Source organism: Carnobacterium sp. ISL-102, assembly GCF_018612935.1.
GTDB classification, from domain to species: Bacteria; Bacillota; Bacilli; order Lactobacillales; family Carnobacteriaceae; genus Carnobacterium_B; species Carnobacterium_B alterfunditum.
In genome coordinates this window covers 50,108-73,943 of record NZ_JAGGRF010000002.1, presented here as the reverse complement: position 1 = coordinate 73,943, position 23,836 = coordinate 50,108, and the positions used below count along the sequence as shown (strand labels likewise).

Sequence of the window (23,836 nt, the reverse complement as noted above, 5' to 3'; positions counted from 1 at the left end):
AGAAAGAGGGATTCGAATGGAAAAAAAATTATTTGAGTATACGAACGATGAGACATTTGAAATCTATCTATTAATTAAATCGGCAGATATTAGGGTTGCAAAAAATGGTAAAAAATTTATTGCTTTTACATTTCAAGATAAAAGTGGTCAAATGGATGGTAAATACTGGGACGCACCAGAGGGAGATATTGCTGCCTTTACTGCTGGAAAAGTTGTGAAGGTTTCAGGAAAACGAGAATTATACCAAGGAAACCCTCAAATCAAAGTGTTTAAAATTTCAGTAATAAAATCAGGCGATTCAGATAATCCAGATTTGTATGTTGAAAGGGCCCCATTAAAAAAAGAAGATATGATGGAAGAAATAAATGATACCTTATTTGAAATAACGAATGCTAACATGAATCGTATTGTACGTTATTTATTAAATCAATATCAAAAATCTTTCTTTCAGCATCCAGCAGCAAAAAGGTTCCATCATGCTTTTACTGGTGGGTTAGCTTTTCATACTATATCAATGTTAAGGATTGCGAAAACGTTAGCCGATCAATACGAAGAAATCAATAAACCTTTACTTTATTCGGGAGTTATCTTGCATGACTTAGGTAAAATTATTGAACTTTCTGGAGCAATCGCTACTGAATATACTCTAGAAGGAAATCTTTTAGGGCATATTGTTATAGTAGATGAAGAAATCACAAAAGCATGTATGGCACTTAAGATTGATGAAAAAAATGAAGACGTACTCCTTTTAAAACATATGGTTTTAGCCCATCATGGACAACTTGAATATGGTTCACCAGTCAGACCAAAGTTAAGAGAAGCTGAAATTTTATTTATGATCGATAATTTGGATGCGACTATCACTATGTTGAATTCTACGTTGAGTAGAACAGAACCAGGTTTGTTTACAGAGAGAATTTTTGGTTTAGATAATCGTTCTTTTTATAAGCCTAAGGAATCTGAAAAGGCAAATGAAAATTAAATAGCTAAAGCAAAAAGGGTTTAGGACATTAGTCCTAAACCCTTTTTGCTTATTTAATATAATTGATTGTTTCATTGAGCGGCCAAAGACCTGACTGATTATTCAGTAGCAGACTCTTCAGTAGCAGACTCTTCAGTAGCAGGCTCTTCAGTAGCAGACTCTTCAGTAGCAGACTCTTCTTCAGTTACCAAGTAAGTGTCCATTGCAGTAGACAAGTCTTTATCTTCGATGATAATGTTAGCATCTTGCATAATTCCTGAAATAACTTCTTGAATATATGCACTATCAGCTAATTTAGTTGTTAATAATTGATCTTCGATTGTATCTGTTTCTTCTTCAAGTGTTCCTTTTTCAGGTTTTTCGATCATTTTGATAATATGGTAACCGTACTCTGTAGCAACTGGTTCAGTTGTTATTTCGCCTTCTTTTAAAGCAAATGCGGCTTCTTCAAATTCAGCAACCATTTCACCGGATGAGAAAGTCACTTCTCCGCCATTAGCTGCACTAGCAGTATCTGTTGAATTTTCAGTAGCAAGTTCTGCGAAATCAGCACCATCATTTAATTGAGTAATAAGGTCTTTTGCTGTTTCTTCATCCTCTACAAGAATATGAGCTGCAGTGACTGCAGGTGTATAAGCATCATAAGCGGCTTTTATTTCTTCTTCAGATAATTTAGTTTTGTCTTTTACTGCTTCTTCAATTAAAAGATTTAAACGGATCGTATCTTTATAATTATCGGGGGTGTAACCTTGTTGTAGCATAATATTTTCAAATGCATCAGCTCCACCCATAGCTTTTTCTTCAGTAGTATATTGTTTATCTACTACTTCATCTGTAACAACGTCACCATATAGATCTGTTAAAACATCTTCTATAATTAATTGTTGCAACATGCTTGTTCCAACAGTTTCTTTCATTGCTTCATAAAAATCGTCTTCCGTGATTTTTCCTGCAGTTGAAGATGCAACAGTACTATCAGAACATCCTGCAATTGTAAGTCCTGCTAGGATAGTAATTGTAACTAGTAATGATTTTTTCATTCCTTAACACATCCATTTCTTTTGATTTACTGTAAAAATAAATTTTTCATAATAACAGCTATAAATATACCATACTCATTTGCATAAAAAAAACTAAAATTCCAATATTTAATTTAAAGTCAATTAAAAATCACACAAAAATCATAAACCTGAATAAATCGCAGATGATCATGAGATTTTTTCATAAATTGGACCAGAATTGCATCAGGAGACGAAAAAAAGATTGAGACTAATATCCCAATCCGACTAAAAAATAATACAATAGTGCTACTTTATTTCATACTTTGGGTTAAATCTTCCATATCAGCTGTTAACTTTTCAGTATGTTCTTGGATGCGGTGCATACGAGGCTCAGCTTCATATGAAAATTCATCAACAGATTCTTTTATATCCTGTGTAAATTCTTCAGCCAGTGTTTTTCCTTCATTTGTTAATTGAGCAATAGCTCCTTTTAAGTCATTGACACTTTTTGAAACATCATTTACGAGTACCGTCGTGTCATCGATATAAGATTTTAATACAACTCTGTTTTCTTTACCAGTATGTGGAGATTTAAGTAGACCGTAAATTCCTCCAGCAGCAGCTCCTAAAAATAGGCCATTCATAAAGTGTTTAGACATTAATACCCCTCCAATTTGCTTTTTATTGTTAACGCTATGCTATCTAATTCTTCAGATGTGAAATTTTTAGAATGATCACCGAAGTGAATAGAAAAATCATCTTGCTCATCAAAACGAGGCAAGATATGTATATGTGAATGGAAAACAGATTGGTAAGCTACTTTACCATTATTATTTATAATATTCATTCCTTTGATTTTAGGATTGGATTTCTTGATTGCTTTTGCAATTTTTGGGATCTTACCAGCAACAGTAGCTGCTAAAACTTCATCGACTTCAAAAATATCGGATACATGTTTTTTTGGGACCACTAGTGTATGACCGGGTGTAACTTGAGTAATATCTAAAAAGGCTACTACATCATCATCTTCATAAATTTTTCTGCTTGGTATTTCATTATTGATAATTTTGCAAAAAATACAATCTGTCATTTAGTATCCTTCTTTCTACTATTAAATCTTTATATATAAGGTAAAGTGAACAGAGAAATAGGTTCTCTTGTTTAATAAATGTATCATAAAAGTTAAAGAAAGTGAAACAGTAACGCATTAAAAGAGAAAAGATTCTCTCCAATTCTTATGGTACAATAACTACAATAACTTGTGCAGAAGGGACTAAAATAATTATGAGTTTAAAAGTATCAAATATCACAGGAGGCTATAGCCAAATTCCTGTATTAAAAGAGGTATCGTTTGAAGTAGGTGATGGAAAATTGATTGGGTTGATTGGCTTAAATGGGGCTGGTAAAAGTACGACAATAAAACATATTATTGGACTTTTGCAACCTCAAAAAGGGGAAATCAATATAGACGGTTTGACACTAGGTAAGGATAAAGAAGCCTACCGGAAAAAATTTGGGTTCATCCCTGAAACGCCTGTTTTATATGAAGAACTCACATTAAAAGAACACATTGAAATTACAGCAATGGCTTATGATATACCAATTGAAATTGCTCATGAGCGTGCAAAAAAATTATTAAAAAAATTTAGATTGGAAAATAAAGTAGAATGGTTTCCAGCTAATTTTTCTAAAGGAATGAAGCAAAAAGTTATGATTCTTTGCGCCTTTTTGGTAGAACCAAGCTTATACATTATAGATGAACCTTTTGTAGGTTTAGATCCACTAGGTATTAATGCGCTTTTGGAATTAATGGAAGAGATGAAAAAACAGGGAGCTTCTATTTTGATGTCTACTCATATTTTAGCGACGGCTGAAAGACAGTGTGATGGATTTGTTTTATTGCATGATGGTAAAGTTAAAGCTGAAGGTACTCTTGAAGATTTGCGAATGACTTTTAACATGCCAAATGCAACGTTAGATGAACTATATATTCAATTAACAAAAGAAGAGGATAGCAAATGATGATAGAATTATGGAAGCGACGAGTTAGACAACACCAAAAGAAAATGATGAAATATTTAAAGTATATATTTAATGATCATTTTGTAATTGTTTGTTTATTTTTAGTCGGGGCTATGGGATACGCCTATTCAAATTATTTGAAAACAATAACGTCTTATGATGTAAAAGGTCAATTAATAGGAATAATTATTTTTACAGGAGTACTAAGTATTGGAAAGTTAGCTACAATTATTCAAGCAGCTGATGCTGTATTTATGCTGCCTAAAGAAGAAGCTATGGGAGCGTATTTTGAACAAGCAAAATGGAGAAGTTTGTGGCTGCCTAGTTTTATCATTATAGTAACTGTTGGTGTGTTAATGCCATTACTAGTTGCAATGTCTGGCTTTGCGTTTTCCGATATGTTTTATTTTGTTCTAATGTTAATTATTTTAAAGGAAACAGATCTCAACGCTCAAGTTCTAAATTTAAAAATAAAAGAATCAAAAGAGTGGATCAAAATACGCCTTCTTTTATTCGGGATTTATTTTATTGTGTCGGGCTTTGCTCTTTTAATCAGTCCTATAATGGGACTAGTAGGAGCTGTTGTTGTGACTGTAAGTTATCGAGCAGCACTCAGTCGAAAAAGTAATGCTCAAACCTATCAATGGGAAAAGATGCTAAAAGATGAATCGAATAGAATGAAAAGAATTTACCAATTTATTAACTTATTTACAGATATTCCAGCATTAAAAGGTTCTGTTAAAAGAAGGGCTTACTTGGATGGTTTTTTGAAAAAGATCCAAAAAAACAAGAGCAATGTATTTTACTATCTCTATGCTAGAGCCTTTTTGAGAGGTACTGAATACAGTGGCTTGTACATTCGTTTAGTTGGGATTGCTATGTTACTTAGTGGTTTAGGCAGTTCCTTCATATTAAGTGTTTTCTTCACAGCAATCTTTTTGTATTTAACAGGTTTTCAATTATTGCCGTTATATTTTCATTTTGATAACTTATCGTCAGCTGTGTTATATCCTATAAAACAAAATGATAAACTTCAATCACTTAAAAAACTATTGTCATTATTAATGATGTTCGAAGGATTATTGATTACCGCTACATCTGCTATACACTTATCATTTATAGAAGTGCTTGTCTTATTGATAAGTAGCGTAGTTTTCAATTTAGGATTTTGCCAATTTTATTTGCCTATTCGAATAAATAAAATGATGAAATCACAGCAATAGTAGAGCAAATAAGACAATCAGTTAAAATTTCAAATGCGTAATGCACTTTTTTTTGATATGATAGAAAAAAAATAAATCTATTTAGTTTGAAGAAAGAGGTAAAAAAAATGAAAGTAATTTGGAACAATGAAATCGTTGAACGTAGTGAAGTTAAGATCGATATGGAAGATAGAGGCTACCAATTTGCGGATGGGATCTATGATGTTGTACGAGCTTATAATGGTGAATTTTTCACTTTAAATGAACACGTAGATCGATTATTTTCCAGTGCTGAAAAAATCGATTTGATTTTACCCTTCACAAAAGAGAAATTGAAACAGTTGTTAACCAAATTGATCGAAGTAAACAATATCGATATTGGCAATATATACATGCAATTAACTAGAGGTATTGGGATTCCAAGAAATCATTCATATCCTGATCCTGAGTTAGTTCCGTCAGTTTTTACAGCTACAACTACAATTGTTCCGCGAGATCAAGAAAAAATGGATCGAGGAATGTCTGCTTTTACCGTACCTGATATGCGATGGCTGAGATGCGATATTAAGTCGATCAGTTTGCTTGGAAATATTATGGCTAAGCATGAGGCGCATAAAAAGGGTGGGGACGAAGCGATCCTTCATCGTGATGGAGTAGTTACAGAATGCTCCTCTTCAAATGTTTGGATGATCAAAGATAATACGATTTATACTCACCCAGATGGAAATCTTGTTTTACCGGGTATTACCAAAATAATGTTGTTAAAGGTTGCTCGAGAAGCAGGACTATCCGTTAAAGAAGAAGCTTTTACTATTGAGGATCTGAAGAAAGCAGATGAAGTATTTGCATCTAGTACTACTATGGAAGCAATGCCGATAACCTTTATAGATGGGAATCCTGTAGGACAAGGAAAACGCGGATCAGTAGTAGAAAGACTGCAACAATTATATGTAGATGCTGTAGAAGAACAGTGTGGAAAAATAAGATAGAAAACAACTAAGATAATCAGCCAAATATTCTGTTTGGCTGATTTTTTATGAAAAAATTATAATTTAATAAAAATAAAAATTTAGAAATATGAAATAAAATACGTCGAAAACTGCTTCTGTGGGTTCGTACCATCAGTTGTTAGAAAATCAAATAAGTATTTGTAGAAAAAGAACGTATATACGCTTGACGTATCAAGAAAATCTATCTAAAATAGAAAAGGAACAGAAAGATAGATGTCTTTTGTGATATCTATCCTTTTTTTGTCTTAAGTTGCAGGTAGACTAAATAAGAATTTAGTTCTATTAGTTTGACGGGTCTAAGCTTTTTGTTTTTCGAAAAGGACTTTACGATCCCGTTCTGCTTTTCATGTCTGTGTAGAAATGTTTCAGAATATAAAGCAAGGAATGATTCGGTATGGATTTTGAAATAGATTCTGGATGGAAGTTGCATCCCGTTGGTGGTGACACTGGTCAAGCTTATATGGGTACAAGGGCAGAAGAAAAGCTTTTTTTAAAGCGAAATTCTTCACCTTTTTTAGCTGCATTATCTGTTGAAGGAATTACTCCAAGGTTAATGTGGACGAAACGTATTGGCAATGGCGATGTGCTGACCGCTCAAGAGTGGTTGAATGGAAGAGTTCTTACAAAGAAAGAAATGTCTTCACCAGAGGTAGCAAAACTCATTGGTCGAATACATAATTCTGCGACATTAAGAAGAATGCTCGCCCGTGTAGGCGGCGAAGTTGTTACACCAAAACAGTTAATTCAAAAATATGAAGAAAAACTATCATTAGATCTACAAGATCATCCTTTATTATCAGTTATCTTAAAAAAATTAAAAAGTGAAGTAGATTTAATGAGCACAGTTGAAACAAAAGTCTGTCATGGAGATATTTACCGGAAGAATTGGCTTCTATCAGATCAAAATCGACTTTATTTAGTCGATTGGGATTCTGCTATGCTTTGCGATCCAGCTATGGATGTAAGCATGTTACTTTGCCAATATGTCTCAAAAGATAGTTGGGTAGACTGGTTAGAACATTATGATACGGAAATGACTGAAGAGTTAAAAAACCGTATAGTATGGTATGCTTTAATGAATTATTTGCTTCAAACAAAAAAACACCATCAAGACACTTGGTTTCATGAAATGAATAAGGATATCATCATGTTACAAAGTCTTTATCAAGGGAAGAATTTTTTTGAGAAAAGATAAAACTTAGAAGTTTCTTGCAGTTATTTAAATCCTCTTTCTGTTTTTGAAGAGGATTTTTCTATGTAAAACGGTGAAAAGAGTAATGCAAAAATAAACAGACAAACAGAATGGAGAATTAAGACATGCGTTTAAGACATAAACCAAATGCACCACAAAAAATTGCTGAATTCCCTCAATATATACCAGAACAACCCGATAATTGGGTAGGTAAATGGCAAGAAAGATTTGACAATGACCGTCCAATCCATATAGAAGTTGGTACAGGCAAAGGACGTTTTATTACTGAAATGGCAAAGCTGCATCCAGAAATCAATTATATTGGTATTGAAATTCAAATGAGTGTCATAGTTGTTGCGTTAGACAGATTGGTTGAAGAAAAATTGCCAAATCTTCAATTGCTGCATGTTAATGGAGGTTCAGTGACACAATATTTTGCAGAAGGAGAAGTTGATCAAGTTTACTTGAATTTTTCTGATCCGTGGCCAAAAAAACGTCATGAAAAAAGACGGTTAATGTATAAAAGCTTTTTAGAAAGCTACGAAAAAATTCTTGTTCCTGAAGGAGAGATCCATTTTAAAACAGATAATCAGGGATTATTCGAATATTCTTTAGTTAGTTTCTCAAAATATGGTATGATACTTGAACAAGTATGGCTAAATTTGCATGAAAGTGATTTTGAAGGGAATGTTATGACTGAGTATGAAGAGAAATTTTCTTCTCGCGGCAGTCGAATTTATCGCGTAGTTGCGAAATTCCCTAAAAAATAAAGTAAAAAAAAGCGTTAAAACAAGAAGATTTTCTTGTTTTAACGCTTTTTATGTTAGACACGGTATAAATCTAAAATGCTTCCAGTGTAAGCATCCGCAATGAATTCATATTGAATCAATTGGTCTTCTTCAATTCTTGAAATACCACCATAATAAACATCAGTTTTAAGAGCGAATCTTTGTAAAGGGACTTTTTGCAACTCGATCCAAGAGCCTTCTATTGGGCCTTCTTTTAAAAATAACTGTTTAACGTATTTTAAAATGGTGTCTCCATGGATGGTTTTCTTTTTAGTGATTAGCTTATGAAGAAAATAACCACAGGTTAATCCTGCTCCAAAAAGTAAGCCGCTAGCTAAAATATAAGGTGTTGTTTCTTTAGTTTTACAAGCCATATGATAAACTCCCCTATTTAATATATTTTTTTATAGTATACCATGTTTAAAAATAAATGAAATTAAAGCATTCCCAATTAAAATTAGCATGATTTAAGGTATAATGGAATAAATAAAGCTTATAAGGGGGATAGATCACATAGGCAGCAACAAAAAAACTATGTGGGTAGACAATAATGGAAGATAAAACATTTGATTTGATAAAGAAATTAACCGAAGCGCAAGGGACAAGTGGATTTGAACAACGCATACGAGAAATTATGCGTAAAGAAATAACTCCTTTAGTAGATGAAGTCGTACAAGATGGACTTGGAGGTATTTTTGGGATACGTAAAAGTAAAGTTGAAAATGCACCAAAAATCATGTTAGCGGCTCATATGGATGAAGTTGGTTTCATGGTAGCTAGTATTTCAAAACAGGGTTTGTTTAGAGTGGTTCCATTAGGCGGTTGGAATCCATACGTTGTATCGGCACAACGATTCACTCTTCAAACAGCTAAAGGAGATTATCCATGCGTCTCTTCATCTGTTCCACCACACTTATTAAGAGATAAAGATGGTAAGAATAATAAATTAGATATCGCTGATATTTTATTTGATGCTGGTTTTGATTCTAAAGAAGAAGCCGAGTCTTTTGGTGTTCGTCCAGGTGACGCAATTGTTCCATCAGTTGAAACAGTTAAAATGGCGAATGGCAAGAAAATCTTAAGTAAAGCATGGGATAATCGTTATGGAACGACAGTTGTTCTCGAAGCTTTAAAAGAATTACATGGTGAAGAATTGCCAAACACCCTGATTGCCGGTGCTAATGTTCAAGAAGAAGTAGGTTTACGTGGAGCGAAAGGTGCTGTTCACCAATTCAAACCTAATTTATTTTTCGCTGTAGACTGTTCACCTGCAGATGATTTAACAGGAGATGAAACTAAATTTGGCCATCTTGGAGAAGGTTTCTTATTAAGGATCCAAGATCCAGGAATGATTACGCTAAAAGGAATGCGCGAGTTTTTACTCGATACTGCAGCAACACATAATATCCCCTATCAATATTTTGTTTCTAAAGGCGGCACAGATGCTGGAGCAGCTCACCAAATGAACAATGGAGTACCAAGTGCAGTCATCGGAGTCTGTGCTCGTTATATCCATACTCATCAAACCGTTTTTCACATTGATGATTATGCTGCTGCAAAAGAAATGGTCATTCAAGTTGCCCGTACGCTAGATCGAAGTGCATTTGAAACAATAATGAAAAATAATTAATTAGAAATAGAAAGGGGAAATAAATTGGAATTATTAAGTACGATTGAAGAATTTTATATAATGAGTAAAGAAAGCACAAGAAAGGTGATTTTCTTCTTTACAGCAGATTGGTGCGGAGATTGTCAATTTATCAAACCCGTTATGCCTGAAATTATCGAAAATCATTCTGAAATCGATTTTGTAGAAGTCGATCGTGATAAATTTATTGATTTATGCGGTGATTTATCAATTTATGGAATACCAAGTTTTGTGGCATTTGAAAACGGAGAAGAGGCTGGACGCTTCGTAAGTAAAAACCGTAAAACGAAAGAAGAAATACAAAAATTTATAGCTACCCTTTGATTGATTACCTAAAAAAATAAAAGGAGATGTTATTATGTTAGATACACAACAATACCAACGTATCTTGATTGCACTAGACGGAAGTGAATCTTCAGAAAATGCATTTACTAAGGCCGTTAAGATAGCCGAAAGAAACAAGGGCGAATTGATTATTGCTCATGTATTTGATGTGAATGCCTATGCTTTAGGGATGATAGACAATGTAGGGATAAGTGCGCTAGATGCAACAGTAATAGATATTGATAGGAAAAGAATGGGAAAAATGTTAGAAGAACACAAACTAAAAGCTAAAGAATATAACATAGAAAACGTTCAAGCAATTATGGCACAAGGAAAGCCAAAAATCATTCTAGCAAAAGAAATACCTGATGAATACCATATTGATTTAATCGTGGTTGGACAAACAGGTTTGAATGTTGTTGAAAGATGGATGATGGGCAGTGTAAGTGAATATATAATTCGCAATGCTCCATGTGATGTCTTAATAGTAAGAAATAAAACACAAGATGAGGAAGATAATAATGATTAGCATTTATAATAAAGAAGGTATTGGGGATACACTTATTGTCATGTTAGATACTAGTGAATCTAAAGAACAAAATTTTGAAAAACAAAATGATATCGTTCGAATTTTTAAAGAAGAGACAAATCAAACAGTTGGATATAATTTTTTTAATTGTTCAAATTTAATTGATGTTAGAACTGGACAAGTTAGCCTGACTGAAGAACAAGCAAAAAAAATAAATGAAGCGATTATTTCTGCGGGATTCTCTGATGTTTTAGAAACGGAGCAATCCCCCAAGTTTGTTATCGGTGAAGTGAAAGAATGTGTTCCACATCCCGATTCAGATCATTTATCAATTACACAAACTGAGGTAGATAATGGGGAGATTCTTCAAATCGTTTGTGGAGCACCAAATATTGCTCAAGGCCAAAAAGTTGTAGTTGCCAAAGTGGGTGCTATGATGCCTAACGGGATGGCTATCTGGGATGGCGAGTTAAGAGGAGAGCCGAGTCATGGTATGATTTGTTCAGCTCAAGAATTGAATGTGAAAAATACTTCAGGGGAAAAAGGTATTTTAGTTCTGCCAGATTCTGTTACCACAGGTGAAATATTTCAAATAAATTAACTCGAATTAGTCTATAAAAAGACTTGAAAAGCTATCTTTCAAAAAATAGAAATGTATTTTTTGAAAGATAGCTTTTTATAATGTCTTTTTTTATGAGTAAATTGAAAGAATATTGTATGTTTCTTAAAGAATGCACCTATAATCACTTTATTTTTTATGGTAAACTAAGATTTGGATTGAGGTAGGAAAGGAGGGTCATCATGCCTAAATATGATGGACCTAGTTATCAAAATAATAAAGATAGTCAAAAAAAATTCAAATTTCCTTTCTATCGTGACGTAAAGAAAGTAAAAAGTGAGGAAGAGTCTTTTAAAACTTCCCATTTAAAAAATAATGACATTCAGTCAACTAAACAATTAATAGAAAAGAATAAAAAAAGTTCGGAAGTTGATTTTATAACTTTTCAAAAAGACAACACGTCCGTTAGAAATTACCTCTCCACCATTAGCAGAGAGGAACAAAAGAAACAGAATGAACTGAAAAAACAAAAAAAGCAATTTGAAAAAAGAATTAAGCAAACGACTTATTCAAAAGAATCTTTAAAACATGTGGCTACACCTTTTCAAGAAGGAAGAAGTTCGACTCCTTTTAAAGTTCAAAAGGTTCCTTCTCCTTATTATGGTTTTCAAGAAAGATCAACTGAAAAGGATGAAGAAACGGATTATTTGGAAATTCTTACAGAGTTAGAAAAAGAGCCGGAAGATCGGTTATTATTTGAAGAATATCTATTAGATAAAAAATATTTGTTTTTTGATCAAAAAGAAGAAGCGGTACAAGAAATAGAAGTCATCCAAGAAGTAGCAGAAGTAAAAGAATTTGAAGTCATGCAAGAAACAGAAAAAGTAGAAGAATTTGAAGTTATACAAGAAGAAGAAATGGAAGTCATCCAAGAAACAGAAGAAGCAGAAGAATTGGAAGTCATGCAAGAAGAAGAAATGGAAGTTATCCAAGAAACAGAAGAAGTAGAAGAATCGGAAGTTATCCAAGTAGCAGAAGCGTTACAAGAATCAGAACCGAAAGAAATTAAAAAAATGGATGAAATTTCAGGAAATGAAGAAGATACTGTCAATAAGTCTAAATTAATAGTTCCAACTAAAACTTTACGTCCTGCTAAGAAAAAGCGTGGATTATCTCGTTCATTAGCAGGTATGATTGAGGACGAGCAAAACATTCGCCTTAACCGTGGGAAAAATATTGCAAGATATTTTGGTGAAGGAACCGCTATACCAAAAAAAGTCAGACAACCTATTAGTCCAACTCGGATTTCTAATAAAATTAGGCCTGAGAATTCTGAAGAAATTGAAAACATGGAACTAATGGCTGCTTTAAGTCGAATGAATTATCTAGATAAGCAGACATTTCCGAGCGATGATATAGAACAATCAGAAAAACTAGAGCAGTCAATTGAAGTACAACCAGAAGTACAACCAGAAGTACAACCAGAAGTACAACCAGAAGTACAACCAGAAGTACAACCAGAAGTACAAATGGATACAAATGATATGGCTGAAACTCTTATCGGAATAGTTAAAGAAGAAAATCATATTACTAGTGCTAGTGTAGAAGTAATAGCAGCCGAGAAAGAGATAGAAGATATAGTGGGAAGTAGCAATGAATCAATAGAGATGAGTGAAGAAATATATGATGAGAATTATATGTTTCCATCAGTAGATCTTTTACTTCGCCCTGTGAAACTCGAACCGAATGCAATTGATGACTGGGTGTTAGGTCAAGCAGAAATATTGAATGAAACATTAGATGCATTCAATATTCATGCTCAAGTTATCGGTTGGACGATTGGACCAGCAGTTACTCAATTCGAACTTCAATTAGGTCGTGGTGTAAAAGTTAATAAAATAACAAACCTATCGGACGACTTGAAACTTGCATTAGCTGCAAAAGATATTCGTATTGAAGCTCCAATTTTAGGAAAAAGTTCAGTAGGCATTGAAATTCCAAATAAAAAATCTAGACCGGTCATGCTATCAGAAGTTATGGAAAGTAAAGAGTTTAAAGAAAGTGATTCTCCTTTAACGGTAGCCATCGGGGTTAATATTGCAGGAAATGCGGTAGTTTCTACTATTGATAAGATGCCTCATGGACTGATTGCTGGTGCAACTGGTTCAGGTAAAAGTGTCTTTATAAATTCAATTTTAATAAGCTTACTGTATAAAGCTACGCCAAGTGAAGTGAGATTAATTTTAATTGATCCAAAAGCAGTTGAGTTGGCTCCTTATAATGAAATTCCTCATTTACTTTCACCGGTTATTTCTGAACCTAAAGCAGCAAGTGAAGCTTTAAAATGGGCAGTAAATGAAATGGAAGAGCGTTACCAAAAATTAGCTGCAGCCGGTGTTCGAAATATTCAACGATTTAATGAAAAAGCGAAAGAACATAAAGAATTTGGTTTGAAAATGCCTTATATAGTGATTGTCATCGATGAGTTAGCCGATTTAATGATGGTTGCTAGTAACGATGTGCAAGATTCTATTGCACGAATTACGCAAAAGGCTAGAGCAGCAGGTATTCATTTAATTGTAGCCACACAACGTCCAAGCGTGGATGTCATTACGGGTACAATAAAAAATAATATTCCAACTAGAGTAGCCTTTATGGTATCTAGCCAAGTAGATTCACGCACCATTCTAGATACTGGTGGAGCTGAAAAACTACTTGGTAGAGGAGATATGTTGTTCCAAGAAAATGGTTCAGGGCGTCCAATACGTGTGCAAGGTACGTATGTTGAAAAAGAAATAGAACGAATCGTCAAACATGTAAAAGATCAACGGCCCGCAAGGTATCTTTTTGAACCAGAATCTCTGATGGCAAAATTAGAATCAGTAGAAGGTAAAGATGATTTGTTTGAAGATGTACTGCCATATATTGTTTCAGAAGGGCAGGTATCGGCTTCAGCACTTCAGCGTAAATTTAAAATAGGATTCAATCGAGCAGCTAATTTGATTGAGTCGTTAGAAAGCCAGAATCTTATATCAGGACATAAAGGATCAAAACCGCGAGAAGTATTTTTGACTAAGGTAGATTATGAAGAAAAATTTCTATAAATAAGTTAAGTAAAGGTGAGAAAATTAATTTTTTCTCCTTTATTTGTCATTTTTAAATATAAGTGTACTAAATTTCAGTTATAAAAATTATATTAAAAAGATATGTCAATTATTTAATTGAATCCGTTCACAATATTTCATTCTATTAAGAGTGAGAGGAATTAAAGGTTTAAAGTGTGCTATTAAATTATTTCATGGTATACTAAATTCGTTGTAATTTTGTCTTTTTTGACTAATAACAAGTGGTTCAGCTTAGCCATCAATTTATGAAACAAGATGGAAATTTATTTTATTGCATCTTTTTACGCAAACTTAAAAGAACAAACTGGGGCGTTACACAAAAAAAATGCTCTTAAATGGTAGCAGTCAGAAAGAAAAAGTTGAATTTACGAATATGGAGGAAATAAAGTAATGAATAAAGAAACAATTTATCATTTCGTTGGTATTAAAGGTTCAGGTATGAGTGCTCTTGCTTTGATTTTGCACGATAAAGGATTCAAAGTTCAAGGTTCTGATATAGAAAAATATTTCTTCACTCAAAAAAATATAGAAGAAGCTGAAATTCCAATTTTAAATTTTAGTAAAGAAAATATCAAGCCAGGCTTAACCGTTATTTCTGGAAATGCCTTTTCAGACGACCATGAAGAAATTGTTGAGGCAAATGAAATAGGTTTAACTGTTATACGTTACCATGATTTTCTTGGACAGTTTATTGGTCAATTCAATAGTGTTGCTGTTACTGGTTCACACGGTAAAACAAGTACTACAGGCTTATTGGCGCATGTGTTAAGTTCACTTAAAAACACAAGTTATTTAATAGGAGATGGAACAGGTCATGGTGTACCTGATGCAGATTTCTTTATATTAGAAGCCTGTGAATACCGTCGTCATTTTTTAGCCTATCAACCAGATTATGCTATTATGACAAATATTGATTTTGATCATCCTGACTACTATAGCAGTATCGATGATGTCTTTGATGCTTTCCAATCAATGGCTAATCAAGTGAAGAAAGCTATAGTAGCTTGTGGAGACGATGAACAACTTGAAAAACTTCAAGCTAATGTGCCAATTCTATACTATGGTTTTGGAGATCATAATGATTTTCAAGCCAAAAATATGACTCGTTCAACAACGGGCTCTACTTTTGATGTTTATGTACGAGATGAGTTCTACGGACATTTTGATATCCCTATATTTGGTAAACACAATATATTAAACGCACTTAGTGTGATAGCTATTTGTCAATATGAAAATATTGATAAAGAGGGTGTAATAGAAAATTTAAAGACATTTAAAGGCGTTAAGCGCAGATTTACTGAAAAACAAATGTTGGATATGGTGATCATTGATGATTATGCACATCATCCATCTGAAATTCGAGCAACAATTGATGCAGCTCGTCAAAAATATCCAGATAAAGAAATTATCGCTATTTTCCAACCACACACATTCACTAGGACAGTGGCATTGCTGAGTGAATTTGCGGAGTCACTGAATTTGGCCGACTCGATTTATTTATGTGATATTTTTGGATCAGCACGCGAAAATCAAGGAGATATTACAATTCAAGATATGGTTGATAAAATCGATAATGGAGCGGTCATATTAAGTGAAGAAAATATGTCACCATTATTGGAACACCATGATGCAGTAGCTATTTTTATGGGTGCTGGAGATGTTCAAAAATTTGAATTGGCCTATGAAACATTGTTAAGCCATTCATCATTAACAAATTAATGAAATAAAAAATGAGAGCAGGAAAATATTGTTTAAACAATATTTTTCTGTTTTTTTTGGCTGAAGATGATTTCAAGCGTGTTGGCTATCTGCCTGTTTTTTTGTTAAAATAATAACGCTAAGTAAGATCAGAAAATAGATTTTAAAAAAAGAACAGACTAAAATAGTTGGCAATAATAGTAATAACTAAAAGTAGTGACCAAAAGGAGATTTCTTATGAATGAGAAAAAAAAATTAGTTCTAATCGATGGGAATAGTGTGGCATATAGAGCCTTCTTCGCGTTGCACTCTCAATTAGAGAGAATGAAAAATAAAAATGGATTACACACTAACGCATTATATGGATTTCATAATATGATTGACAATGTTTTAACAAAAGAAAAACCAACTCATATATTGGTCGCTTTTGATGCTGGAAATACGACATTTCGTCATAGTTATTTTGAAGATTATAAAGCTGGACGTTCAAAAACACCAGGAGAATTTTCAGAACAAATGCCTTATTTGAGAGATTTGTTGGACGGATTTGGTATCAAACATTATGAATTGAAAAATTTTGAAGCAGATGATATTATTGGAACTTTGGCAACACAAGTTGATCCAACTATTTATGATGTAGTGGTTATTTCTGGGGACCGAGATTTAACACAATTGGCAAAAGAAAATGTGCGTGTTGATATCACGGTAAAAGGGGTCAGCGAATTAAAAGGGCACACAATTGAAACCATCCAAGAAGAGATGGGCATTAGCCCACTACAAATCATTGATATGAAAGGCTTAGCTGGGGATGCTTCGGATAATATACCAGGAGTAACTAAAATTGGTGAAAAGACGGCCCTTAAACTGTTGAAAGAATACGGTTCAGTCGAAGGAATCTATGAAAATATTGATTCATTAAAGAAAAGTAAGATGAAAGAAAATCTTATAAATGAAAAAGAAATAGCATTGTTAAGTAAAAAATTAGCAACTATCGATACAGACTCTCCACTAGAAATTAAAATTGATGATTTAATTTTTTCCGGATCAAATATGGAAAAACTGATAGCTTTTTATCGAGAAATGGATTTTAATTCTCATCTAAGTAAATTAGATACTTCTGAATATGACGCTGAACAAAATAACCAAAAAGAAGAAATTTCATATAAAATAGTGAGCGAAATTACAGCAGATATGTTTAATAATGATATGGCTCTTTACGTTGAAATGTTAGAAGATAACTATCATACGTCTCCAATTTTTTGCATAGGATGGGGCAATGATAAACAAATATATATTGCAGAACCTGAAGTTGTTTTTGCGTCAGAAGATTTTAAAAGTTGGGCAAGTAAAAAAGAAGCTAAAAAACAAGTATTTGATGCTAAAAGAACTTACGTAGCTTTAAAGAGACAAAAGATTGACATCAAATCTATTAATTTTGATATCTTATTAGCTTCTTATTTGTTGAATACAAAAGATAATAGTAAAGACTTATCTGAAGTTGCTATAGAACATGATTATTATGAAGTCTCTTCTGATGAAAGTGTCTATGGAAAAGGTGCAAAGCTTGCTATTCCGGAAGAAAAATCAGTAACATACGATCATATAGCAAGAAAGATAAAAGCAATCCGCGTTTTAAGCAAACAATTGAGTGATAACTTAGAAGAAAATGAGCAAACTAAGTTGTTTAATGAAATGGAATTGCCTTTATCATTTATTTTAGCTGATATGGAACTTACTGGAGTAAAAGTAAATGACAAACGCCTAATGGAAATGAAAGAAGAATTTGCTATTCGACTAAATGATATTGAACAGCGAGTTTATGAATTAGCTGGTGAAAAATTCAATCTAAATTCACCAAAACAACTAGGTGTTATTTTATTTGAAAAGATGGGATATCCTGTCATCAAAAAAACCAAAACAGGTTATTCAACTGCAGTTGATGTTTTAGAGCAATTAAGAGAACAAGCACCTATTGTAGAGCACATTTTAGATTATCGACAAATTGCTAAAATCCAATCAACCTATATAGAAGGATTACTGAAAGTGATCGATAAAGAAACGGGTAAAATTCACACACGCTATATGCAGACGGTCGCACAAACTGGTCGTTTAAGTTCGGTTGACCCTAACTTACAAAATATCCCGATTCGATTAGAAGAAGGCAGAAAAATCAGGCAAGCTTTCATTCCTAGTCACGAGGGTTGGAAAATCTTTGCATCCGATTACTCACAAATCGAATTGCGTGTATTGGGACATGTTTCAAATGATACACTATTAAAAGAAGCTTTTATTGAGGGCCAAGATATCCACTCAAGTACGGCTATGCGTGTTTTTGGTATTGCTTCTCCAGAAGAAGTTTCCCCTGAAATGCGACGCAGAGCTAAAGCAGTTAACTTCGGAATTGTCTACGGCATAAGCGATTATGGCTTATCACAAAACTTAGGTATCAGTCGAAAAGAAGCACAACAGTTTATTGATACGTATTTTGAAAAGTATCCAGGCGTAAAAACGTACATGGAAGATATTGTGAGAGAGGCAAAAGATAAAGGGTTTGTTGAAACGCTTTTCCAACGCCGTCGTTATTTACCAGAAATAAACTCTCGAAATTTCAATTTACGCTCATTCGCTGAAAGAATAGCTATCAATACACCTATCCAAGGTAGTGCAGCAGACATTTTGAAAATCGCTATGATCAAAATGGATAAAAAATTAAAAGAATTAAATATGAAAGCAACCATGTTGTTGCAAGTTCATGATGAACTTATTTTTGAAGTGCCCGAAGATGAAATAGAACAATTAGAGGCATTAGTTATCGAAGTTATGGAAGGGGCAGTAGAATTATCTGTTCCGTTAAAAGTTGATAGCAATAGTGGGAAAAGTTGGTATGAAGCCAAATAATAACTGAAGTGTTTCCGCTGTGTTCGTTCGCAGCAGAAACACTTTTCTATATGTAGAGAGGAAGTAGAAATTTGCCAGAATTGCCAGAAGTTGAAACGGTTAGAAAAGGTTTAGAAAAACTTGTGTCAGGGGCAAGCATAAAATCCGTTGATGTATACTGGGATCGGATTATTTCTGGTTCTATCGCAAGTAGTGAATTTAAGCAGCTTCTAACAGGTGAAAAAATTATTGGCTTTGATCGACGTGGTAAATATATTATCTTTCATTTTAGGCAGTGGGCGATGGTTTCACACCTGCGTATGGAAGGTAAATATGAGGTAGAAGACTCATCAAAGCCACTTAAAAAGCACACGCACGTGGTTTTCCACTTAGCTGATGGGAGAGATTTAAGGTATTTGGATGTACGAAAGTTTGGACGAATGACCCTAGTACCCTTGGGAAAAGAATTCAGTATGACGGGCATAAAATTGCTAGGCCCAGAACCTACTGAAGAAGCATTTGATGAAACAACTTTTTACAATAGTCTGCAAACTAAAAAAAGAGCAATCAAACCGCTTTTGTTGGATCAAAAGACTGTAGCTGGTTTAGGAAATATTTATGTAGATGAAGCACTTTTTCTAGCCAAAATACATCCATTAAGGATTGCTAACAGCTTGAAAAAAGATGAAGTTTCTCAGTTACACAAAGCAATCATAAAAGTACTTGGTGATGCAGTTGAAGCGGGCGGAACGACTATTCGCAGCTACCAAAATGCGTTAGGGGAAGCGGGAACATTTCAAGTGAATTTATCGGTCTATGGTAAAAAAGGAATCCCCTGTATTCATTGTGGTACGCCAATAGAAAAAATAAAAGTTGCACAAAGAGGGACTCATTTTTGTTCTAAATGTCAACGATTGGAAGCTGATCGGTAAAAAAAGGGGAGATAAGATGACTGTGATTTTAGGATTAACAGGGGGGATTTCTACAGGAAAATCAACTGTAAGCAAGATATTCAAAGAGCAAGGCTATCCGGTAGTAGATGCAGATATTGGAGCAAGAGAAGTAGTGAAACCAGGAACAGATGGTTTAGAAAAAATAAAAAAAGAATTTGGAAATAAGGTTATTCTGGCAGATGGTACATTAGATCGTACTGCTTTGGCTAAAATCATATTTGATGATGTGAAAAAGAGAGAGTTACTGAATAAAATGTTGTCACAACATATTCATCAATGGATCGTAACTAAAAAGAATGACTATCTGAAGCAAGACCCAGCAATCATTGTTCTGGATATTCCCCTTTTATTTGAAATGGGTTATGAAAATGAAGTGGATCAAATTATGGTGGTAGCTACATCAGAGGAGATCCAATTAAATCGATTAATGAAGAGAGACAATATTGAAAAAAAAGAAGCAACTCAAAGGATCAATTCCCAGTTGCCTATTTCAAAAAAAGTCATTCTTGGAGATATTATAATTGATAATAGCGGGACGATCGAAAATACAAAAAAACAAGTTCTAGACTGGATAAACAAAAATAAAGACTGATAAGAGCATAAATAGTAAGGCGAAAAGAACAATCATTTATGGATTGTTCTTTTTGCCTTACAGTCAAAGGATTACTTCGTTTTTAAGCGGTTTTATCTCTGGTTGTTGTATGGTATAATAGAGTAAACATTTTCGTGCGAAATTAGTGTAGATACGAATGACACTTAAGATAGGGATGATAAACATGCAATGTCCACGCTGTCAAAATAATAATTCTAAAGTTGTCGATAGTCGTCCAGCAGATGATGGTCGTGCTATTCGTAGAAGAAGAGAATGCGAAGCTTGCAAGTTTCGTTTTACTACATTTGAAAGAGTAGAAAAAACACCTCTTTTAGTCATTAAAAAAAATGGCACTAGAGAAGAATTTAATCGAGAAAAAATTTTAAGAGGTCTAATACGCTCTTGTGAAAAACGTCCAGTAGCAATGGAACAAGTTGAAAAAATAGTAGATGAAGTAGAAAACCAAATCAGAGGATTAGGTGAAAATGAAATTTCCTCTGCTATTATTGGGGAGTACATTATGGAGAAATTAGCTGATATTGATGAAGTAGCTTATATCCGTTTTGCTAGTGTTTATCGCCAGTTTAAAGATATGAGTGTCTTTTTGAAAGAATTACAAGAATTTGAAAGAAAAAAAGCTGGAAAAATTAATTGAGATAGAAAGGTATGAGTCATTTTGGGGTATCCATGGAAAAACTTAAGTCCTAAAGATGGTTTTTTAGTAAAACAACAAGCTTTACTTTCGGATATCGATCAAAAAATTCTAACTTTTTTGTATCAACCTCTAATAGGGACTGCAGCATACAGTCTTTATATGACATTGTGGACTGAGATAGAAGAAGAAGCCTACTGGAGTGAAGGTGTCTTACATTCTGAGCTATTAGCATTGCTCAATATCGGTATTCCTGAGCTATACCAAGCTAGAATCAAGTTGGAAGCAATTGGATTACTTAAAACGTATCTTCAAACAGATCCGACCAAACTAATAATATATGAATTGCAAGCTCCTCAAACAAGCGATGTCTTTTTTAAAGATGACTTATTGAGCTTATTATTATTAGAAAGAGTAGGAGAACGAAAGTTTAAAAAATTAAGAAATCGATTTATTATTGAAAGTATAGATAAAAAGAAGTTTCAAGAAGTCACGAAGTCTTTTTTAGATGTTTTTCAATTTGATACTGAATTATTAAAACGAGAAAAAGAACTGCTAAAAGAACCTGTTTCATATATCGGTAAAACAAGTTCTTCAAATCCTAAAATCGATTCGAAAACATTTGATTTGAAGTTTTTTTATGCAGGATTGAATCAGCAATATATTAATCGCTCTTCTATCACTAAAGAAATAGAAGAAGCGGTACTGGTGTTGCATACATTATACGGATTAGATGAATTAGCGTTGCAACAATTTGTGCTGAATGCTTCAGATATTGAAACAGGTCAAATTGATGAAAAAAAAATGAAGAAGCTAGCATATGATGATTATCATAATAAAAACCAACAAAATATTTCTTTAAAAGATGTGGTAGAAAAAGATATACAAGTTGATTCTAACCAACAACAAATGCGTGAGAATGAACTGACCCAAAGAGGTTTAACAAAAGAGGATATTGCAGTTATTGAAGTGAGTGAGCAAATAAGTCCGGTTGATTTTATGAACTCTATAAAAGATCAAAAAGGTGGTTTTGTCACAAAACATGAAGAGTGGACTTTGGAAGAAATCGTTAAGAAAGCTAATTTACCGACCTCAGTTATCAATATCCTGATTCATTATATTTTAGTTGTGAGAAACAACCCAACACTTGATCAAAAGTTAGCTTATAAAATTGCAAATGACTGGGCGCAAGAAAAAGTAGTCGCACCTGAAGAAGCAATTCATAAAGTGAAAAAAATGTATTTAGAAAATTCTGAGAAAAGACAACAACAAGAAAATCGTAGTAAAACTTACGCACAAAATAGAAATAAAGGTAGTTATGGCAAGCAAACGACTATAAGGAAAGAAACACTTCCTGATTGGGCTAAAGCAGAAAATAGCCAAACAGAAGAAACGCCAATGAGTGAAGAAGAGAAACAGTCCTTTATGGAACGTTTGAAACGAATACAAAATTTTGGCAAAGAAGGTGAATAGTAATGGAAGATATCGGTGAGAGTCTGACACGAATGATCAAGGAACGAAACTTAAATCATAAATACGAGGAATTGATCCAAGAAGTATTAGATGATCCAGATGTAGCTGAATTTATTGAAGAAAATCGTCAAAAACTTAGTAATGAAGCAATTGTCAAAAGTTATGCTAAGTTGTATGAATATGTGCAAGAAAAAAAGAAATTTCATTTAAAAAAAGGAATGATGGCACCAGGCTACCATCCTAAATTAGTTTTGAACTACCATTACATTGATGTAACTTATGTGCCTTCTGCTGAATTGATAGCTAAACAAAAAGAATTAGAAATTAAAAATCGGATTTATTCTATGGATATGCCTAAAGATGTTCGTAATGCAAAATTAGCTGATTTTGAGATGACTGATGAACGAAGACTAGCTGTTTCAGAAGTATATAATTTCATTCATGACTATTTGACTAATCCAAAAGAATTTTATAAAGGGTTGTATTTACAAGGATCGTTTGGTGTTGGCAAAACCTATTTGTTAGGAGCACTAGCACACGAACTGGCAGAAAAAGGTTTTTCTACTACCTTGATGCATTTCCCATCGTTTGCAGTAGAAATGAAACAGTCTATCGGTAAGAATAACACAGGCGAAAAATTAGAGTTTGTTAAAAAAGCGCCTATACTAATGCTTGACGATATTGGTGCTGATTCAATGTCTAGTTGGATACGTGATGATGTATTAGGAGTAATTTTACAGTACCGAATGCAAGAACAATTACCTACTTTTTTCTCTTCTAATTTTGATATGAAGCAACTTGAAGAAGAACATTTAAGAGTAACTCAAAGAGGCGAAGATGAGCCATTAAAAGCCAAGAGGATTATGGAACGGGTTCGTTATTTAGCTAAAGAAGTTAAAATGACGGGTTCTAATCGACGCCATCTTCAATAGAGAAATGAACAAATAAACATTATCCCCTTGAAATTAAAATTAAAAAGTGCTTTAATGATAGGTATAAAAGAAATCATTGAGAAAGACATCTAAACTTGGTTGCGATTTTTTAGAGAAGAAAACATTTGCTGAGAGTTTTCTAATTTCGTTCTTGTTTTGACCCCTTTCGAGTGCCGCTGTGAACTTTTTTCGTATTAGCAGTTGGTCGTTTAGCTAGCGTTAACAGCTTAGAGTGAATTTAGTGTATTTGCTAAATTCTGAATCTGGGTGGAACCAC

Annotated in this window: 22 protein-coding genes; 18 read left to right on the top strand and 4 right to left on the bottom strand. The window is 33.5% G+C overall.

Annotated features, from left to right (window positions below; all coding sequences use genetic code 11):
* The first annotated feature begins 16 nt into the window (after positions 1 to 16).
* On the top strand, positions 17 to 982 hold the full coding sequence (locus J7E16_RS01270; protein WP_214887799.1) for a 3'-5' exoribonuclease YhaM family protein: 966 nt from the start codon (positions 17 to 19) through the stop codon (positions 980 to 982).
* Between the two features lie 98 nt (positions 983 to 1,080).
* Here the strand turns inward: J7E16_RS01270 and J7E16_RS01265 are convergent, their stop codons facing one another.
* The 3 genes from J7E16_RS01265 to J7E16_RS01255 form a co-directional block, all read right to left on the bottom strand.
* Positions 1,081 to 2,022 (bottom strand): peptidylprolyl isomerase, encoded by a 942-nt coding sequence (locus tag J7E16_RS01265; RefSeq protein WP_214887794.1) that lies wholly within the window; start codon positions 2,020 to 2,022, stop codon positions 1,081 to 1,083.
* A gap of 272 nt (positions 2,023 to 2,294) precedes the next feature.
* Complete coding sequence (locus J7E16_RS01260; protein WP_034548006.1) at positions 2,295 to 2,642, bottom strand: YtxH domain-containing protein; 348 nt, start codon at positions 2,640 to 2,642, stop codon at positions 2,295 to 2,297.
* Entirely contained in the window at positions 2,642 to 3,073 is a 432-nt protein-coding gene (locus J7E16_RS01255) for an HIT family protein (protein ID WP_214887792.1), read from the bottom strand. The genes J7E16_RS01260 and J7E16_RS01255 overlap by 1 nt, the downstream gene beginning before the upstream one ends.
* A gap of 194 nt (positions 3,074 to 3,267) precedes the next feature.
* On the opposite strand from J7E16_RS01255, the gene J7E16_RS01250 reads away from it, so the two are divergent.
* The 5 genes from J7E16_RS01250 (at position 3,268) to trmB (ending at position 8,179) form a co-directional block, all read left to right on the top strand.
* Positions 3,268 to 4,005, top strand: coding sequence for an ABC transporter ATP-binding protein (locus tag J7E16_RS01250; protein WP_214887789.1), 738 nt, complete (start codon positions 3,268 to 3,270; stop codon positions 4,003 to 4,005).
* Positions 4,002 to 5,228, top strand: coding sequence for an ABC transporter permease (locus J7E16_RS01245; RefSeq protein ID WP_214887786.1), 1,227 nt, complete (start codon positions 4,002 to 4,004; stop codon positions 5,226 to 5,228). The genes J7E16_RS01250 and J7E16_RS01245 overlap by 4 nt, the downstream gene beginning before the upstream one ends.
* A 107-nt stretch (positions 5,229 to 5,335) precedes the next feature.
* The gene (dat, locus tag J7E16_RS01240) at positions 5,336 to 6,196 is read left to right on the top strand and encodes a D-amino-acid transaminase (RefSeq protein WP_214887782.1); all 861 of its coding nucleotides are present in this window, start codon (positions 5,336 to 5,338) and stop codon (positions 6,194 to 6,196) included.
* Positions 6,197 to 6,611: 415 nt separating this feature from the next.
* Positions 6,612 to 7,412: a phosphotransferase family protein gene (locus tag J7E16_RS01235; protein ID WP_214887779.1), complete on the top strand. Its 801-nt coding sequence runs from the start codon at positions 6,612 to 6,614 to the stop codon at positions 7,410 to 7,412.
* Between the two features lie 122 nt (positions 7,413 to 7,534).
* Positions 7,535 to 8,179, top strand: a complete 645-nt coding sequence (trmB, locus tag J7E16_RS01230) for a tRNA (guanosine(46)-N7)-methyltransferase TrmB (protein ID WP_214887776.1) — start codon at positions 7,535 to 7,537, stop codon at positions 8,177 to 8,179.
* A gap of 53 nt (positions 8,180 to 8,232) precedes the next feature.
* On the opposite strand, the gene J7E16_RS01225 is transcribed toward trmB, so the two are convergent.
* Complete coding sequence (locus J7E16_RS01225) at positions 8,233 to 8,571, bottom strand: PepSY domain-containing protein (RefSeq protein WP_214887774.1); 339 nt, start codon at positions 8,569 to 8,571, stop codon at positions 8,233 to 8,235.
* 176 nt (positions 8,572 to 8,747) lie between these two features.
* Here J7E16_RS01225 and pepA point away from each other — a divergent pair, with 176 nt between their 5' ends.
* The 12 genes from pepA to dnaI all read left to right on the top strand — a co-directional run bounded on the left by pepA (position 8,748) and on the right by dnaI (position 23,559).
* On the top strand, positions 8,748 to 9,827 hold the full coding sequence (gene pepA / locus J7E16_RS01220; RefSeq protein ID WP_214887770.1) for a glutamyl aminopeptidase: 1,080 nt from the start codon (positions 8,748 to 8,750) through the stop codon (positions 9,825 to 9,827).
* Between the two features lie 60 nt (positions 9,828 to 9,887).
* Complete coding sequence (locus J7E16_RS01215; RefSeq protein ID WP_214887980.1) at positions 9,888 to 10,169, top strand: thioredoxin family protein; 282 nt, start codon at positions 9,888 to 9,890, stop codon at positions 10,167 to 10,169.
* 34 nt (positions 10,170 to 10,203) lie between these two features.
* Complete coding sequence (locus tag J7E16_RS01210) at positions 10,204 to 10,698, top strand: universal stress protein (RefSeq protein WP_214887766.1); 495 nt, start codon at positions 10,204 to 10,206, stop codon at positions 10,696 to 10,698.
* Positions 10,691 to 11,299 carry a YtpR family tRNA-binding protein gene (gene ytpR / locus J7E16_RS01205; protein ID WP_214887764.1) on the top strand — a complete coding sequence of 203 codons (609 nt, stop codon included), beginning with the start codon at positions 10,691 to 10,693 and terminating at the stop codon, positions 11,297 to 11,299. Before J7E16_RS01210 ends, ytpR begins: the two co-directional genes overlap by 8 nt.
* Before the next feature lie 200 nt (positions 11,300 to 11,499).
* Positions 11,500 to 14,361 carry a DNA translocase FtsK gene (locus J7E16_RS01200; protein ID WP_214887761.1) on the top strand — a complete coding sequence of 954 codons (2,862 nt, stop codon included), beginning with the start codon at positions 11,500 to 11,502 and terminating at the stop codon, positions 14,359 to 14,361.
* Between the two features lie 411 nt (positions 14,362 to 14,772).
* Entirely contained in the window at positions 14,773 to 16,101 is a 1,329-nt protein-coding gene (murC, locus tag J7E16_RS01195) for a UDP-N-acetylmuramate--L-alanine ligase (protein ID WP_214887758.1), read from the top strand.
* A 216-nt stretch (positions 16,102 to 16,317) separates the two neighbouring features.
* The gene (polA, locus tag J7E16_RS01190; protein ID WP_214887757.1) at positions 16,318 to 18,978 is read left to right on the top strand and encodes a DNA polymerase I; all 2,661 of its coding nucleotides are present in this window, start codon (positions 16,318 to 16,320) and stop codon (positions 18,976 to 18,978) included.
* A 71-nt stretch (positions 18,979 to 19,049) separates the two neighbouring features.
* Entirely contained in the window at positions 19,050 to 19,889 is an 840-nt protein-coding gene (gene mutM, locus J7E16_RS01185) for a DNA-formamidopyrimidine glycosylase (protein WP_214887756.1), read from the top strand.
* Between the two features lie 16 nt (positions 19,890 to 19,905).
* The gene (gene coaE / locus J7E16_RS01180; protein ID WP_214887755.1) at positions 19,906 to 20,502 is read left to right on the top strand and encodes a dephospho-CoA kinase; all 597 of its coding nucleotides are present in this window, start codon (positions 19,906 to 19,908) and stop codon (positions 20,500 to 20,502) included.
* 184 nt (positions 20,503 to 20,686) lie between these two features.
* A complete protein-coding gene (nrdR, locus tag J7E16_RS01175; RefSeq protein ID WP_034548050.1) occupies positions 20,687 to 21,157 on the top strand; it encodes a transcriptional regulator NrdR in 471 nt (156 codons plus the stop codon).
* A 21-nt stretch (positions 21,158 to 21,178) separates the two neighbouring features.
* A complete protein-coding gene (locus tag J7E16_RS01170) occupies positions 21,179 to 22,627 on the top strand; it encodes a replication initiation and membrane attachment family protein (RefSeq protein ID WP_214887754.1) in 1,449 nt (482 codons plus the stop codon).
* Between the two features lie 2 nt (positions 22,628 to 22,629).
* The gene (gene dnaI, locus J7E16_RS01165; protein ID WP_214887753.1) at positions 22,630 to 23,559 is read left to right on the top strand and encodes a primosomal protein DnaI; all 930 of its coding nucleotides are present in this window, start codon (positions 22,630 to 22,632) and stop codon (positions 23,557 to 23,559) included.
* Positions 23,560 to 23,836: the final 277 nt, after the last annotated feature.

Coding starts and splice junctions, on each gene's coding strand:
- J7E16_RS01270 (WP_214887799.1), top strand. CDS start 17: ATGGAAAAAAAATTATTTGAGTATACGAACGATGAGACATTTGAAATC.
- J7E16_RS01265 (WP_214887794.1), bottom strand. CDS start 2,022: ATGAAAAAATCATTACTAGTTACAATTACTATCCTAGCAGGACTTACA.
- J7E16_RS01260 (WP_034548006.1), bottom strand. CDS start 2,642: ATGTCTAAACACTTTATGAATGGCCTATTTTTAGGAGCTGCTGCTGGA.
- J7E16_RS01255 (WP_214887792.1), bottom strand. CDS start 3,073: ATGACAGATTGTATTTTTTGCAAAATTATCAATAATGAAATACCAAGC.
- J7E16_RS01250 (WP_214887789.1), top strand. CDS start 3,268: ATGAGTTTAAAAGTATCAAATATCACAGGAGGCTATAGCCAAATTCCT.
- J7E16_RS01245 (WP_214887786.1), top strand. CDS start 4,002: ATGATGATAGAATTATGGAAGCGACGAGTTAGACAACACCAAAAGAAA.
- dat (WP_214887782.1), top strand. CDS start 5,336: ATGAAAGTAATTTGGAACAATGAAATCGTTGAACGTAGTGAAGTTAAG.
- J7E16_RS01235 (WP_214887779.1), top strand. CDS start 6,612: ATGGATTTTGAAATAGATTCTGGATGGAAGTTGCATCCCGTTGGTGGT.
- trmB (WP_214887776.1), top strand. CDS start 7,535: ATGCGTTTAAGACATAAACCAAATGCACCACAAAAAATTGCTGAATTC.
- J7E16_RS01225 (WP_214887774.1), bottom strand. CDS start 8,571: ATGGCTTGTAAAACTAAAGAAACAACACCTTATATTTTAGCTAGCGGC.
- pepA (WP_214887770.1), top strand. CDS start 8,748: ATGGAAGATAAAACATTTGATTTGATAAAGAAATTAACCGAAGCGCAA.
- J7E16_RS01215 (WP_214887980.1), top strand. CDS start 9,888: ATGAGTAAAGAAAGCACAAGAAAGGTGATTTTCTTCTTTACAGCAGAT.
- J7E16_RS01210 (WP_214887766.1), top strand. CDS start 10,204: ATGTTAGATACACAACAATACCAACGTATCTTGATTGCACTAGACGGA.
- ytpR (WP_214887764.1), top strand. CDS start 10,691: ATGATTAGCATTTATAATAAAGAAGGTATTGGGGATACACTTATTGTC.
- J7E16_RS01200 (WP_214887761.1), top strand. CDS start 11,500: ATGCCTAAATATGATGGACCTAGTTATCAAAATAATAAAGATAGTCAA.
- murC (WP_214887758.1), top strand. CDS start 14,773: ATGAATAAAGAAACAATTTATCATTTCGTTGGTATTAAAGGTTCAGGT.
- polA (WP_214887757.1), top strand. CDS start 16,318: ATGAATGAGAAAAAAAAATTAGTTCTAATCGATGGGAATAGTGTGGCA.
- coaE (WP_214887755.1), top strand. CDS start 19,906: ATGACTGTGATTTTAGGATTAACAGGGGGGATTTCTACAGGAAAATCA.
- nrdR (WP_034548050.1), top strand. CDS start 20,687: ATGCAATGTCCACGCTGTCAAAATAATAATTCTAAAGTTGTCGATAGT.
- dnaI (WP_214887753.1), top strand. CDS start 22,630: ATGGAAGATATCGGTGAGAGTCTGACACGAATGATCAAGGAACGAAAC.